Source organism: Pseudomonas sp. QTF5, from assembly GCF_000512695.2.
Lineage (GTDB): Bacteria > Pseudomonadota > Gammaproteobacteria > Pseudomonadales > Pseudomonadaceae > Aquipseudomonas.
In genome coordinates, this window is record NZ_AZRW02000006.1 from 180,348 (window position 1) to 195,892 (window position 15,545).

Sequence of the window (15,545 nt, forward strand, 5' to 3'; positions counted from 1 at the left end):
ATGTGGCCATTACAGGCCCCGGCATTCGTGTCGGGGCCTGTTCTATTGCGGGCTACGCAAAACAACTGGGAGCGGCACCGCCGCTCCCACATTGACTGGTACCTACATTGGATGCGGTGGATTCAATTCCCACGCTTGCTGGTGATTCGAACCAAGCGATTCCCTTCAAAGCGCAGGTACTGGTACATCCCGCTGTTGGGCCCGTAGGTCCATTCCTCGACCTGAAACTCTTCCCGCCGATTGGCGCTGCGCTTGTAGCCCAACACGTCGCGGGCAACGGGCTCTCCGCATTTTTGCAGCACTTCGCCGGACCTGTCCCCTACGCTGATCAATTGACTGCCGCAGCGCAAGGTATCGGCCGCCGCAGCCTGTCCGGCAGCCAACACCAGGGCCAGTCTCAGAAGCCAGCGTGCGCCCATCACTCGGCATCCAGATGCATGGGCGTAATGACGCGACCATCGCTTTCTGCCTCACCGAGGTTGGCGTCAATGAAGTACACGCGGTCATCGGCCAACTGACTCTTGTCCACCAGATAATCCTTGATGCTGCTGGCCCGTTCTTGACCCAGTTGACGCAACAGCACCTCGCTGGAGCTCCAGAAGCCAATCACGCCTTCACGCATTTTCTTGCTGCGTTCTTCCTTGCCCAGGTCCTTCCATTCGGCGGGCGGTTGGGTCTTCAGGCGTGTGCGGTAGATCCCTTCGAGCAGCGGGTCTTTCTCGCTGTCCGGCACTTCCAGCAATGAGGCCTGGGCCGGTACTTTGTCTCCGCGACGCTGGAGCATTTTGTAGTAGTTGTATTGGTATTCCCGCTCCAGGCGTTGCTCGGCGATCAGCGGGCCATCGCTGCTCTTGGCGGCGGTGCCTTCGATTTCCAGGCGCAGGGCCGGACGTTCCTTGAGCGCCTGAGACAGTTTGACCAGCGCCGCTTCAGCGTCTTTGGTCAGGTCGCTTGAGCCCGGTGCGAACGCCACGGTGCCCAAGTCTTCCGAACCTCCGCCGCTGACCAGACCGCCAATCATTTTGAATGGCGCTGCTGCGGCTTTCACAATCAGGTTGCGCAGGGTTTGCCAGACAATCGGCATGACGCTGAACTGCGGGTTGTTCAAGTCGCCGCTCACTGGCAGCTCGATGGAAATCTTGCCGTCGACATCCTTGAGCAAGGCAATCGCCAGTTTCAGCGGCAGGCTCACGGCGTCTGGACTGTCGACCTTTTCACCCAGTTGCAGCTGCTCGACCACCACTTTGTTTTCGGCCAGGAGCTGGCCGTTGGTGATTTTGTAATGCAGGTCGAGATTGAGCCGGCCCTTGCGGATGCGGTAACCGGCGAACTTGCCGGAATAGGGCGTCAAGTTGGTCAGTTCCACCCGTTTGAAACTGGTGGCGATGTCCAGGCTGGCCATCGGGTCGAACGGGTTGACCGAACCCTTGATGGTCACCGGCGCATAGCGGTCGACCTTGCCTTTGACGTCGACACTGGCCGGTTTTGCCTGGCGGCTGTCGATGGTGCCGATCTTCCCGTTGAGCTGTTGAACGGCCGTGGCGAAGTTCGGGGTCAGGCTGAAGTCGGCGAAGTTGGCCGAACCATCATTAATGGTTATGCCGCCGATGTGGATGCCCAGCGGTTTTTCTTTTCCGGCTGTCGGTTTGGCTGCCGCCGCGGTGGTGCCGGAATCGGCCGGTTGCGGGATCAGCAGGTCATCGACGTTGGTGGTGCGATCATCGTTGATCATGAAGCGCGCATAGGGCTGGAACAGGTTGACCTTGTCGATCGACAGGCTGTCGCCGTGCTGATAGTTCAGGCCTTCGAGCACCAACTGTTGCCACTTGAGGAAGTCGCGGGTTTTCAGGGTGTCGAGGGTATGCAGCTGATCGACCTGGGCGCGGCCGGTAACGTTGAACGCCAGCGGCTCGGTGCTTTTCAGGTCGACCGCCAGGTCACTGCCCAGCATGCCGCTGCGCAGTTCAAGACGAATGAACGGGTTGATGTAGGACTGGGCGACGCGCAGGTCGATGTCCTTGGTCTCTACGTTCAGTTTGGCGCTGATCGGGGCCAGATTGACCACGCCATCCGCGATGATCTTGCCTTGCTTGCCCACGCCGGTGTCGAGCTTGAGGTTGAAAGGTGAGCCATTGAGGCTGTCGAAATTTTGCAGGTCCAGGTTCAGTGGACCCAACTCCAGCGCCACCTCCGGTTGAGCCTTGCGGTCGGCCAGGTGCACCCGATAATCACGCAGTTGCACGTCTTTAAGCAGCACCTGCCAAGGCTTGCTCGGCGCGGTCGGTTCAGGCTTCGGCGAATCGGCTACTGCCGGCGCGCTGGCTGGCTCGGCGTTGGCTTTGTTGGCCGCTTTGGACGGCTGGCTGGCGAACAGTTTTTGCCAATCGAGTTGCCCATCGGCTTCGAGGGCGGCCCAGGTTTCCAGTTTCTGACTGCGGATCTTGCCGACCACCACTTGCTGTTTGGCCAGATCCACGGTGGTTTCGCTGATGTCCAGCCGCTCGAGCTTCGCCAGCGGTCGACCGTCCGCAGTCTTGATGGCGAAAGGCGCGATGCTGACGGCAACGTTGCTCAGCAGCAGTTCGGTTTCCTTGGCCAGGTTGAGTTTGTAGTCGGTGCTGAGGCTGACCACGCCATCCTCGAGTGCCAGTGGCACAGCATCGCGCACATAGGGCCAAAAGGATTTCATCTTGCCGTCGGTGATTTTCAGCTTACCTTCGGAGGCGATCGGGATCAGGCTGAAGTTACCGGTCCAGTCGATCTGGCCACCTGCCGGGCCGACGGCCACCAACGTCATGTCGGCGCTGTCTTCGGGCAAGGTGCTGAGGTTTTTCAGTTCGAAATCGAGTTTGTCGTAGAGGAATTCGATGGGTTCGCTGGGCCGTGCATCCTCGAAATGTACGGAGCCACCGGCCAGTTTGATCCGCTCCACGCGTAGCGGGAATGGTTTGGCGTCCGGATCGACCGGGGTTGGTTCGCTGGCAGGGATTTTGAACAGACCGAGCAGGTTGAGTTTGCCGTCCTTGCCGAAGAGGATTTCGGTCTTGGGTTTGTCCAGTTCGATATCGGACAGATGCAGCGCCTTGGTCCAGAGGCTGTCGATCTGCAGGTTGGCGTACAGACGTTCGAAGCCCACTTGCTCTTTGCCCGGCTCGCCGATGACCAGGCCCCAAAGGGTGACTTCAAGGCTGAACGGGTTGAGTTCGATCCGCTGAATCGTCGCAGGTGTCGTGGCGTAGTTGGCCAATTGTTGGTTGGCGATTCGCAACGCGATGCCCGGCAAAATCAGAAACCCCAACAGGCTATAAAGAGCCAGGGCAGTCAACACGGCGCCGATAGCGCGAATCAATCCTTTGGGCATGTGCGGCTTCATTTGTCGGAATCGGAGTGCCTTGGAGTATGGCATGCGTTTGCGGTTCCGAAGCAACCACGCTTTATAGGATTTATCTGATTATCGGCGTGGGCTTTCAGAGCTGCAGGATCAGTGTTTTCAGCGGCGGCTGCTGATCCATCGACGGGAAATCGCTGCCCGGCGTCAGCACGCTCCACTCACGCACCGGGCGCCCGGCCTTCTCTGCGCAGCGCAGAACCTGTTCGCGCCAATCGTCCATGCTGACCTTCGCCAGGTTGTTGCAGCAGATCAGTACGCCATCGTTGGCGGTGGTCAGCAGCGCCGGTTTGAGCAGGCTCTGATAGTCACGCAACAGGTCGACCGTGCCGAAAGCGCTCTTGGCCCAGGCCGGTGGATCAAGCAGCACCAGATCGTACTGACGCGGGTCCAGGCGTTGATAGCTCGGCAGTTTCTGGCCGCGACGCTGGCTGATCGGCAGTCCGGCCAGTTGACGAATCGCCGGGAAGTAATCGGACTGGATGAACTCCATCGTCGGCAATTGCGGGTTGAGCAGACCGTTCTCGCGGCCGACCGCCAGATTGCCTTCGGCAAAGTCCAGGTTACACACCTCGCTCGCACCTCCAGCCGCAGCGCTGAGACCAACGCCACAGGTGTAAGCAAACAGGTTCAGCACACTTTTGTTTTTGCTGTGCGCCTTGACCCAGCCGCGAGCGTTGCGCAGGTCGAGAAACAGCAATGGGTCCTGGCCAGCGTGACGCCCGCGAACCCGGTAGTTCAGTCCCCATTCGTGGCCGATCAAATCTTGCAGGGCGGCTTCGTCGGCGCGGTAGACGGTGTCTTCGCGGTCGATGCGCGAGTTGCCACGGGAACGGTCGTTGTAGACCAGCAGGGTGTCGAGGCCCAGCTGTTGATTGACGATCTCGTGCAGTTGCAGCAGGGCGTCACGCTCCAGTGCCTGGTGAAAGCTCTGCACCAACAGTTGCGGGCCGTAGCGGTCGATGGTCAGGCCGCCAGCGCCTTCCTGGCTGCCGTGGAACAGGCGATAGCAATCGGTGCCTTGCTGATGCAGCTCGGCGAGCAGGTCCTGGCGACGATCGAGGGCGGCGCGCAGCGCCTGATTCAAGGAAGACATGCTGGGCGGCCTTGCAGGAGGGAATTGGGGGCGCGGGAGTTTAACAGCTATGGGCTTTGAGTTTTGTGGGCAAATGTGAGGGATGTGGTGGCTGTGAGGCCGCCTTCGCGAGCAAGCCCGCTCCCACACTGGATTTGTGCCGTTCATAAATCCAGTGTGGGAGCGGGCTTGCTCGCGAAGCTTTTAGCTCTTTCGCTCGCCAGTGCTACGCCTTGGCCTTCGCCGATGCACCACACGAGTTCATTGGTTCAGGCGTTGGTCGATCAGCCCCTGCACCACGCTCGGGTCGGCGAGGGTCGAGGTGTCGCCCAGGCTGTCCAGTTCGTTGCAGGCGATCTTGCGCAGAATTCGTCGCATAATCTTGCCCGAGCGGGTTTTCGGCAGGGCCGGGGCCCATTGGATCAAGTCCGGTTTGGCGAAGCTGCCGATATCCTTGCTGACGTGAGCCAGCAGTGCATTCTTCAGTTCATCGTTGGCTTCGACGCCGTTCATGGGGGTGACGAAGGCATAGATGCCCTGGCCTTTGACATCATGGGGATAACCGACCACGGCGGCCTCGGCAATGCTGTCGTGCAGCACCAGCGCGCTTTCGACTTCGGCCGTGCCGATGCGGTGCCCGGAGACGTTGATCACGTCATCGATGCGCCCGGTGATCCAGTAGTCGCCGTCCTCGTCGCGACGTGCACCATCACCGGTGAAGTAATAGCCGGGGTAGGGCTTGAAGTAGGTTTCGATCATCCGTTTCGGGTCGCCGTAGACGCTGCGGATCTGCGCCGGCCAGCTGGACTTGATGGCCAGTATGCCGCTGCCGGCGCCTTTGATTTCCTTGCCGTGTTCGTCGAGCAATACCGGTTGCACGCCGAACATCGGTTGGGTGGCGCAGCCGGGTTTGATCCGTTGGGTGCTGACCAGCGGGCTGAGCATGATGCCGCCGGTTTCGGTCTGCCACCAGGTATCGACAATCGGGCAGCGCTGCTCGCCGACCGTATTGAAATACCACTCCCAGGCTTCCGGGTTGATCGGCTCACCGACGGTGCCGAGTAACCGCAGGCTCTCGCGGGACGTTTCCTTCAGCGGCTCGGGGCCTTCACGCATCAGCGCGCGCAGGGCGGTCGGGGCGGTGTAGAAGATGTTCACATGGTGCTTGTCGATCACCTGCCAGAAGCGCGAGGTGCTGGGGTAGCTCGGCACGCCTTCGAAGATCAGCGTGGTCGCCCCGTTGGCCAGCGGTCCGTAGACGATGTAGCTGTGGCCGGTGACCCAGCCGACATCGGCGGTGCACCAGAAGACTTCACCGTCGCGATAGTCGAGCACGTACTTGAAGGTCATTGCCGCTTGCAGCAAGTAGCCACCGGTGGTGTGCAGCACGCCTTTGGGTTTGCCTGTACTGCCGGAGGTGTAGAGGATAAACAGCGGGTCTTCGGCATCCATCGGCTCTGGCGGGCAGTCGTCGCTGACGTCGCGCAAAGCCTGGTGGTACCAGATGTCCCGGTCGTCGACCCAGTTGACCTGGTTTTGGGTGCGCTCGACCACGATCACCGTGTTCACGTCGGGGCAGCTTTGCAGCGCCGTGTCGACGTTCTGTTTGAGCGGCACGAATTTACCGCCGCGCACGCCTTCATCGGCAGTGATCACGGTTCGGCAATCGGCGTCGAGAATCCGGTCACGCAGCGAGTCCGGGGAGAAGCCGCCGAACACCACCGAATGAATCGCGCCGATGCGCGCGCAGGCGAGCATGGCGTAGGCGGCTTCGGGAATCATCGGCATGTAGATGCACACGCGATCGCCTTTCTTCACGCCACGGCTTTTGAGCACGTTGGCCAGTCGGCAGACGTTGTGATGGAGTTTTTTGTAGGTGATCTGGGCGGATTCGGCGGGGTCATCGCCTTCCCAGATAATCGCGATTTGATCGCCGCGCTTTTCCAGGTGACGGTCGATGCAGTTGTAACTGACGTTTAACTTCCCGCCGGCGAACCAGCTCGCCTCACCGGTTTTCAGGTCGTAACGCTGGACGGTTTGCCACGGCGCGCTCCAGTCGAGAAAGCGTGTGGCCTGTTCAGCCCAGAAGGTGCTGGGGTGCTCGATGGATTGGCGGTACAGGCGTTGGTAGTCGTCTTGACTTAACTGTGCAGCCCGGCGTACGGCATCGGCCTTGGGGAACGTGCTGATATCGAACATGACGGTTCCTTATTCTTGTTACGACAAGTAATAAAGATGCGCCCTGTGAATTTTGAGTTCAAGTGTACATAGAACCAATGTGGGAGCGGGCTTGCTCGCGAAAGCGATTTGTCATTCAGCATTGGTGTCGACTGATACACCGCTTTCGCGAGCAAGCCCGCTCCCACAGGGTCAGTGATGACCTGTGGGAGCGTCTCAAATCACCCGCGGTGACGACCGCGGAAGTAGTTGATCAGACCTTGAGTGGACGCATCGTCGGCCGGGGTTTCTTCGCTGCCGACCAGGCGGTTGTAGACGCCTTTGCCCAGCTCCTTGCCCAGCTCCACACCCCACTGGTCGAAGGCGTTGATGCCCCAGACCACGCTTTGCACGAAGACTTTGTGTTCGTACAGCGCCACCAGTGCGCCAAGACGACGCGGGCTGATGCGTTCGACCACCAGGGTGTTGCTCGGACGGTTGCCCGGGATCACCTTGTGTGCCGCCAGCTTCTGTACTTCGTCCTCGCTCATGCCTTTGTCACGCAGCTCGGCTTCGGCCTCGACGCGGGTCTTGCCCAGCATCAGTGCCTGGCTTTGCGACAGGCAGTTGGCGTACAGCCACTGGTGGTGGTCGGACACCGGGTTGAAGCTGACGATCGGCACGATAAAGTCGGCCGGAATCAGCTGGGTGCCTTGGTGCAGCAACTGGTGATAAGCGTGCTGACCGTTGCAGCCGACGCCGCCCCAGATCACCGGGCCGGTATCGGTGGACACTGGCGTGCCATCCTGACGCACGCTCTTGCCGTTGGATTCCATGTCCAGCTGTTGCAAGTGTTTGGTGATGTTGCGCAGGTAGTGGTCGTACGGCAGGATCGCGTGGCTTTGCGCGCCCCAGAAGTTGCCGTACCAGACGCCGAGCAACGCCAGCAGTACCGGCATGTTCTGTTCGAAAGGCGCGCTCTGGAAATGCTGGTCCATGGTGTAAGCACCGGACAGCAGCTCCTTGAAGTTCGACATGCCGATGGCCAGGGCAATCGGCAGACCGATAGCCGACCACAGCGAGTAACGCCCGCCGACCCAGTCCCACATTGGGAAGATGTTTTCTTCGCGAATACCGAACGCCACCGCTGCCGCGTTGTTGCTGGAAACGGCGATGAAGTGACGGTACAGCTCGGCTTCCGAACCACCCTGAGCCAGGTACCAGGCGCGTGCGGCCTGGGCGTTTTTCAGGGTTTCGAGGGTGTTGAAGGATTTCGACGAGACGATGAACAGCGTGGTCTCGGCGCGCAGCTTCATCGTCAGTTCGTGGAATTCACTGCCGTCGATGTTCGCCAGGTAATGGCAGCGCACGCCTTTCTGGGCGTAGGACAGCAGCGCTTCGGACACCAGCTCAGGGCCGAGGAACGAGCCACCGATGCCGATGTTCACCACGTCAGTGATCGGCTTCTCGGTGTAACCGCGCCACAAACCGTCGTGGATGCGACCCACGAGATCGGTGATCTGGTTCAGCACTTTGTGCACATCGGGCATCACGTTGACGCCGTTGACCGACAGCTTGTCGCCCACCGGGCGGCGCAGTGCGGTGTGCAGCGCCGGGCGCCCTTCGGAAGAGTTGACGATTTCGCCATCGAACAGCGCTTTGATCGCGCCTTTGAGGTCGACTTCGTTGGCCAGGCCCACCAGCAGGTTGCGGGTCTCGGCGTTGATCAGGTTCTTCGAGTAGTCGAGAAACAGGCCGCAGCTGCTGAGGGTGAATTGAGTAAAGCGCTGCGGATCGGCATTAAAGGCTTCGCGCATGCTGAAATCCTGCATGGCTTGGCGGTGGTCATTCAGCGCTTGCCAAGCGGGCAGAGCGGTAACGTCGTGAGGAGTGCGGTAGTACGCCATCGCTGCGGTTTTCCTTTTTACTTGAACGGCCTTTTGAACACTAAAAATCCCGGAGCGCTGTGGGTGGGCGTCCGGTCAACTGCGTCGACACGATTTTTGGCGCAGGGCGAATACAGTAAACCTCGCGCTGCAATCTGTCTTGACTTTGTCTGACCTGCTCCCGGTACTTTTTTAACATTTAACCGGGAACGGTCCGACAAACGGAAGGCTGAAAGGGGGCGCGGCTCGATCAGGCGACCTGAACCGGAATGGCATTGCTGGTGTGGCTCAGTTCGTTACCCGGCGCCATGTAGAGCATGCGTGGCTTGAAGTTGAGCAGTTCGGCTTCGCTGTAGTGAGCGTAAGCGCAGATGATCACGCGATCGCCGACCTTGGCCTTGTGCGCTGCGGCGCCGTTGACCGAAATCATGCGCGAACCTTCTTCGCCACGAATCGCATAGGTGGTGAAGCGTTCGCCGTTGTCGATGTTGTAGATCTGGATCTGTTCGTACTCACGGATGCCGGACAGGTCCAGCCATTCGCCGTCGATGGCGCAGGAACCTTCGTAATCGAGTACAGCATGGGTGACTTCGGCGCGATGCAGCTTGGCCTTGAGCATGATGGCGTGCATGAGTGTTTCCCCAGGTCGGAATCGAACGGCGGGCAGTTTGCCCGAAGGCTTTAGAGGCAGCAATACAGTCTGGAAACGACGTAGATCCAATGTGGGAGCGGCGGTGCGGCGATCCGACTTGCTCGCGAATAGGCCATTACATTCAACATCATCGTTGACTGTCAGACCGCTTTCGCGAGCAAGTCGGATCGCCGCACCGCCGCTCCCACATTGGTTTTGCGGTGCTCAGGCGGGCGCGTCGAGGTTCAGATGCAGGTTGTCGATCAACCGCGTCGTGCCCAGGAACGCCGCCACCAGAATCACCAGATCCCGATCTTCCGCTGTCGCCGGACGCAAGGTCAGCGCATGGCGAATTTCCAGATAATCGGCACGCAGGCCAGCGGCTTCAAGCTGTTTGATCTGCTCATTGATCAACGTCGGGTAATCCCGCTCACCCTGTTTAATTGCAGCGGCAATATGGGTCAGGGTGCGATAGACCTCTGGCGCGATGGCCCGTTGTTCTTCGCTGAGGAAACCATTGCGCGACGACAGCGCCAGGCCATCGGCCGCACGCACGGTAGGTTCGCCGATGATCTGGATCGGCATGTTCAGGTCATGCACCAGGGCGCGAATCACCGCCAGTTGCTGGAAGTCTTTCTGGCCGAAGATCGCCAAGTCCGGCTGGATCATGTTGAACAGCTTGCTGACGACGGTCGCCACCCCTTCGAAATGCCCCGGACGGCTGGCGCCGCACAGTCCCTCGGACAGTTGCGGAACGCTGACGCGGGTTTGACCGGCCATGCCGTCGGGGTACATTTCTTCGACGGTGGGTGCGAACAGCAGATGGCAACCGGCCTGAAGCAGCTTCTCCTGATCGGCGGCCAGGGTCCGCGGGTACTTGTCGAGGTCTTCGCCGGCGCCGAATTGGAGCGGGTTGACGAAAATACTCGCGACCACGAAATCCACCCGTTGGGTGGCTTTGGTAATCAGCGCAACATGCCCGCTGTGCAGGTTACCCATAGTCGGCACGAAGCCAATGCGCTTGCCTTCGCTACGGGCGCGGGCCACGGCGGCCCGCAGTTCGCGTACGGTTTTTACGGTGTTCATGCAGAGAATCCGTGTTCGATGCCAGGGAAAGTCGCCGCTTTGACTTCAGTGACGTAAGCGCTCAAGGCGGCTTGAATGCTGGTTTGATCAGTCATGAAGTTCTTCACGAATTTTGGTACGCGGCCGGTAATGGACAAGCCGAGCATGTCATGCAGGACCAGTACCTGACCGTCGGTGCCATTGCCGGCACCGATGCCGATCACCGGAATCTTCACCGCCTGGGTGATTTCTTCGGCCAGTTCACTGGGCACGCATTCGAGCAGCAGCATGGCCGCGCCGGCCTGTTCCAGAGAGATGGCATCGGCACGCATTTGCCGCGCCTGGTTCTCGTTGCGTCCCTGGACTTTATAGCCGCCGAGGATGTTGACCGATTGCGGTGTCAGCCCCATGTGCGCGCACACCGGGATGCCTCGTTCGGCCAGCAGACGGATCGAGTCCGCGAGCCACAAAGCGCCTTCAACTTTGACCATATGGGCGCCGGCCTGCATCAACAGGGCGCTGTTGGTCATGGTTTGTTCGAGGGTGGCGTAGGCCATGAAGGGCAGGTCGGCGAGGATCAGGGCATCGGTGTTGCCACGTTTGACGGCCGCCACGTGGTAGGCCATTTCAGCGGTGGTCACCGGCAGGGTGCTGTCGTGACCTTGCAAGACCATGCCGAGGGAGTCGCCCACCAGCAGCACTTCAACCCCGGCCTCATTGCAGGCATGGGCGAAGGTCGCGTCATAGCAGGTCAGCATGGTGATCTTTTCACCTTTCTGCTTGAGGCTCTGGAGCGTGGTCAGGGTGATGGCTGGCATGAAAAAATCCTCATTACAGGCGCTATGGAAACTACTGCGAGTAACGCGCGTGATTCGTCATTTATACAGGCGCACCTTCTTTCGTGGTGCTTGTAAGGCCTGGATTGCGCCCTTTAGCGCCGCGTTGGCGGCAGCGGGACGCCTATAGTCGTGAGGAGAACCCGGGAAGTCAATTGTGTGTGTTACCGCATTGTTACGCGTGGGGTGTTACCGGCGTTACTGACGCGATTCAGCAGGTTTTATGGGAGGTGTGCTGCAGATGTAGCGTCCGACACAAAACCAATGTGGGAGCGGGCTTGCTCGCGAAGACTGCTTCACATTCAACACATGTGCTGACTGTCAGACCGCTTTCGCGAGCAAGCCCGCTCCCACAGGGGGATTTGCGTTAAATCGGGGAGAGGCGTTCCAACCCGACGAACGGGCAGGCAGCGAGCAATTCCGCGAGGCTGCGGCCATCGGCCAGGCGCAAATCCGCCGGCGCCAGCTCGGCCAGCGGATAGAGCACAAAGGCCCGTTCCTGCAGGTGATAGTGGGGGACTTTGAGACGAGGTTCGTCGATCAGTCGATCGCCAAACAGCACGATGTCCAGGTCAAGCGTGCGCGGGCCCCAGCGTTCAAGGCGTTCACGGCCTTGGCCATTCTCGATGGCTTGCAGCGCATCAAGCAGGTCCAGCGGGGCGAGGTGGCTATCGAGGGCGGCGACCGCGTTGGTGTAACGTGGTTGACCGGGCAGCAGCGAGTCGCTTTGATAAAACGCTGAAACGCCGACCAGTTCGGTTTGCGGTAGCTGCGCCAGCGCTTCGACAGCGCTGCGCAACTGTTGCATGGGGTCAGCCAGATTGCTGCCCATGCCGATGTAGATGCGTTCCATGGCTTACTCGCCTGTAGCGCTCGGTGCACCGGCAGCGCGCTTGCGCTTGGCACCACCGCTGCGGCGCCGTTTGCGCGGAGCGCCGGTACCGTCGTCCTTGCCGCTCAGATCGCGGATCATGTCCCGGCGTTCGCTGTCATTGGCGTCCTGATAGTCAGTCCACCATTCGCCCAGGCCATCGGTCTGTTCGCCTGCGCTTTCGCGCAGCAGCAGGAAGTCGTAACCGGCGCGGAATCGCGGGTTGTCCAGTAACAGGTCGGCGCGTTTGCCGCTGCGCCGTGGCAGACGCTCCTGCATGTCCCAGATCTCGCGGATCGGCATGGTGAAGCGTTTCGGGATGGCGATGCGCTGGCACTGTTCGGCGATCAGCTCGTGAGCGGCTTCCTGCATCGCCGGAATCGGCGGCATGCCGCGTTCTTGCAGGCGCAACACACGGGCCGGCAGGGCAGGCCAGAGCAGGGCGGCAAACAGGAACGCCGGGGTCACCGGTTTGTTCTGCTTGATCCGCAGGTCTGTGTTGATCAACGCTTCACTGATCAGCGTGTGGGTGTAGGTCGGGTTGTATTCCAGCGCTGCCGCACTGGCCGGGAACAGCGGATCGAACAGCTGCAGGTCGACCAGCATTTCGAAGGTGTCCGCGGCATGGCCGGAGAGGAACAGCTTAAGCACTTCTTCGAACAGGCGAGCCGACGGGATCTCGCGCAGCAGCGGCGCCAGTTCGCGGATTGGCGTGGCGCTGTGTTTTTCGATGCCGAAATTCAGCTTGGCGGCGAAACGCACGGCCCGCAGCATCCGCACCGGGTCTTCCTGGTAGCGTTGCTTCGGATCGCCGATCAGGCGGATCAGATGATTGCGGATGTCGTGTACGCCGTTGGCGTAGTCGAGAATGCGCTCGCTGACCGGATCGTAATACAAGGCGTTGATGGTGAAGTCGCGGCGTTGCGCGTCTTCTTCCAGGGTGCCGTAGACGTTGTCGCGCAGAATGCGCCCGCTCTCATTACGGGACGATTGGTTGCTGTCTTCGTCTTCGTCGTTTTGCGGGTGATTGGCGCGGAAGGTCGCGACTTCAATGATTTCGCGACCAAAGTGGATATGCACCAGTTTGAAACGCCGACCGATGATCCGCGCGTTGCGGAATTCGGCGCGTATCTGTTCAGGCGTGGCGCTGGTGGCGACGTCGAAATCTTTCGGCGTGATGCCGAGCAGCATATCTCGCACACAGCCGCCGACCAGGTAAGCCTGGTAACCGGCGTTCTGCAGGCGTTCGACGATATTCACCGCGTAACGGCTGAACTGTGCCTTTTGCAGCGAATGTTGGCCGCTGTTAAGCACTTCAGGCGTACTGCGAATGTGTTGCGTATGACGCTTGGGAGAACGGAATGACTGGAACAACTTCTTCAGCATGGGATGCACTGTTTGAAGGAATGTTCGGCCATAACGAAGAATGACCGCATGATGGGCGGGGATTCTAGCATTTAGTCGGGGGATGGTGTAGGAAGCTGCGCACTGTGGCGAGGGGGCTTGTCGGAACGCCGCATCGCCCCGTTGGGTTGCGAAGCAGCCCCAAGCTCTTGAATGTTTCCGAAATCTTGCCAGCGCTACGCACTGGAACGGGGGCAAGCCCCCTCGCCACAGAAACCACAAGGGGAGCCGAAGCTCCCCAAGAAGTAGTTGCATGCTCTATTTTTATTATTGGTTTCGGGCTTCTTGTTTTTGTTGAGCGCCCTCGCCATGAAGTTTTCCTTCATGACCCTCCCAATCGGGAGCCAAGAGCAAACGGATTGCTTTGGTCGCTGTGTTGCTGTGATCGTTCGATCCAACCAGTTCAGGCACTGTCTTGAGACAGTTTTTTATTGTTCTCGGCCTGGTCGTGGGGCAAGCCCCAAATGCAACGCCTCTCCAAAAGAATCAGTTAGCTACGCCTCTCGCCGTCTTGTTTTTATTGTGCGTGAGTCGATACGTCTTATTTTTATTGTCTTGTACATTGCTTGTTATTGTTCTTGTACTAAACATATAGCAGGGTGCGTGCCAACTTTTGTGAAGCCCAGTAAAACAAGGGGTTAAGCGGGCTGATGGTGTTTTTCGGGGCCAAAAAAACCGGGGCTTCGTTACCGTAAGCCCCGGCTTCTGTTACGTGAAAAAGCTGAGGTAACAGTTTTTTCACAATGTCATGTGTTACCCGCACATCCGACAGGTGCGGTTCAGCTCTCGCTGGCCACCCCGGTCTTGCGTCGCGGAATACCCAGGCGCTGACGGCGTTCCCACAGGCATTTGCGACTGACCCCGAGTTTGCGGGCCAGTTCGGTTTCGGTCATGTGGTCTTGATGCTCGAGAACGAAATGCTGGAAGTAGTCTTCCAGGGACAAATCTTCGGTCGGTTCGTGGCTGGTGTTACCGGCGCTGTTGCCCTGCTGGGGCGCCAGGCCGATGAAGTCGTCGTCATCCAGATCGCTCAATTCGATGTCGATGCCCAGCAGCTCGGCGGAAATCTCCGGGCTTTCGCACAGGATCACCGCGCGCTCGACCGCATTTTCCAGCTCACGAACGTTACCCGGCCAGGAGTAATGTCGAATCGCCTGTTCGGCATCCAGGGCGAATTTCAGATCGGTGCGGTTGACCCGTGCGCTCTGCCGCGCGAGGAATGCAGTGGCAATTTCATTGACGTCCGCGCCGCGCTCGCGAAGGGCTGGCAGCTTCAAGGCGATCACGTGAAGGCGGTAATACAAGTCTTCACGGAACTGGCCAATCTTCGCCAGGCTCTTGAGGTCTCGGTGGGTCGCGGCGATCAGGCGTACATCGACCTTCTGCGACTGCACCGAACCGACTCGGCGGATTTCCCCTTCCTGCAACACACGAAGCAGGCGGGCCTGAGCTTCCAGTGGCAGTTCACCGATTTCATCGAGGAACAAGGTGCCGCCGTCCGCCGCTTCCACCAACCCGGCACGCCCGGCACTGGCGCCAGTGAACGCGCCTTTTTCGTGGCCGAACAGTTCGGACTCGATCAGGCTTTCCGGAATGGCCGCGCAGTTCACCGAAATCATCGGCGCCTTGGCGCGTTTGGACAGATTATGCAGGGCGCGTGCTACCAGTTCTTTACCAGTACCGGATTCACCCTGGATCAGGACATTGGAATCGGTCGGCGCGACTTTGCGGATTTTGCTGTAGAGATCCTGCATCGGCGGGCACGAGCCAATAATGCCGATTTCGCCGTTGCTGTTGTCGACACCGTTTTTCGCGGCGCCATTGCTCGTTTTGCCGACGACCGGTTCACCGCTGGCTTGCGCCGATTGACGGTCACGCAGGATTCGCGCGACGGCCTGGAGCATTTCGTCGTGATCGAAAGGCTTGGCGATGTAATCCACGGCGCCCATCTTCATCGAGTCGACGGCCGAACGCAGGCTGGCGTAACTGGTCATGATCAGGACCGGAGTGCCCTGACCAAGTTTGATCAACTCGGTACCGGGTGCGCCCGGCAGGCGCAGGTCACTGACGATCAGATCAAAGGTGGGGATGCTGAAACGCTCTTGTGCTTCCTGCACGGATCCGGCTTCGCTGACCTGGTACTGGTTACGTTCCAGCAGACGGCGCAAGGCGGAGCGGATAATTGTTTCGTCTTCGACGATCAAAATGTGCGGCATTGATTCGATACTCTCG

11 protein-coding genes are annotated in these 15,545 nt (G+C 59.6%); all 11 read right to left on the reverse strand.

Annotated features, from left to right (window positions below):
• Positions 1–122: 122 nt before the first annotated feature.
• Complete coding sequence (locus tag IC37_RS07415; protein WP_030130369.1) at positions 123–419, reverse strand: DUF2845 domain-containing protein; 297 nt, start codon at positions 417–419, stop codon at positions 123–125.
• The gene (locus tag IC37_RS07420; RefSeq protein WP_051414828.1) at positions 419–3,406 is read right to left on the reverse strand and encodes a DUF748 domain-containing protein; all 2,988 of its coding nucleotides are present in this window, start codon (positions 3,404–3,406) and stop codon (positions 419–421) included. Before IC37_RS07420 ends, IC37_RS07415 begins: the two co-directional genes overlap by 1 nt.
• A 61-nt stretch (positions 3,407–3,467) precedes the next feature.
• Complete coding sequence (locus IC37_RS07425) at positions 3,468–4,484, reverse strand: class I SAM-dependent rRNA methyltransferase (RefSeq protein ID WP_030130367.1); 1,017 nt, start codon at positions 4,482–4,484, stop codon at positions 3,468–3,470.
• A 240-nt stretch (positions 4,485–4,724) separates the two neighbouring features.
• Positions 4,725–6,662 (reverse strand): acetate--CoA ligase, encoded by a 1,938-nt coding sequence (gene acs / locus IC37_RS07430; RefSeq protein WP_030130366.1) that lies wholly within the window; start codon positions 6,660–6,662, stop codon positions 4,725–4,727.
• A 200-nt stretch (positions 6,663–6,862) separates the two neighbouring features.
• On the reverse strand, positions 6,863–8,527 hold the full coding sequence (pgi, locus tag IC37_RS07435) for a glucose-6-phosphate isomerase (RefSeq protein ID WP_030130365.1): 1,665 nt from the start codon (positions 8,525–8,527) through the stop codon (positions 6,863–6,865).
• Positions 8,528–8,756: 229 nt separating this feature from the next.
• The gene (gene panD, locus IC37_RS07440) at positions 8,757–9,137 is read right to left on the reverse strand and encodes an aspartate 1-decarboxylase (protein WP_008153310.1); all 381 of its coding nucleotides are present in this window, start codon (positions 9,135–9,137) and stop codon (positions 8,757–8,759) included.
• 225 nt (positions 9,138–9,362) lie between these two features.
• Positions 9,363–10,223 (reverse strand): pantoate--beta-alanine ligase, encoded by an 861-nt coding sequence (gene panC / locus IC37_RS07445; RefSeq protein ID WP_030130364.1) that lies wholly within the window; start codon positions 10,221–10,223, stop codon positions 9,363–9,365.
• Entirely contained in the window at positions 10,220–11,020 is an 801-nt protein-coding gene (panB, locus tag IC37_RS07450; RefSeq protein WP_030130363.1) for a 3-methyl-2-oxobutanoate hydroxymethyltransferase, read from the reverse strand. Before panB ends, panC begins: the two co-directional genes overlap by 4 nt.
• A 385-nt stretch (positions 11,021–11,405) precedes the next feature.
• Positions 11,406–11,891: a 2-amino-4-hydroxy-6-hydroxymethyldihydropteridine diphosphokinase gene (folK, locus tag IC37_RS07455; protein ID WP_030130362.1), complete on the reverse strand. Its 486-nt coding sequence runs from the start codon at positions 11,889–11,891 to the stop codon at positions 11,406–11,408.
• Positions 11,892–11,894: 3 nt separating this feature from the next.
• A complete protein-coding gene (locus tag IC37_RS07460; protein ID WP_030130361.1) occupies positions 11,895–13,295 on the reverse strand; it encodes a polynucleotide adenylyltransferase PcnB in 1,401 nt (466 codons plus the stop codon).
• A gap of 797 nt (positions 13,296–14,092) precedes the next feature.
• A complete protein-coding gene (locus IC37_RS07465; protein WP_030130360.1) occupies positions 14,093–15,529 on the reverse strand; it encodes a sigma-54 dependent transcriptional regulator in 1,437 nt (478 codons plus the stop codon).
• Positions 15,530–15,545 lie beyond the last annotated feature (16 nt).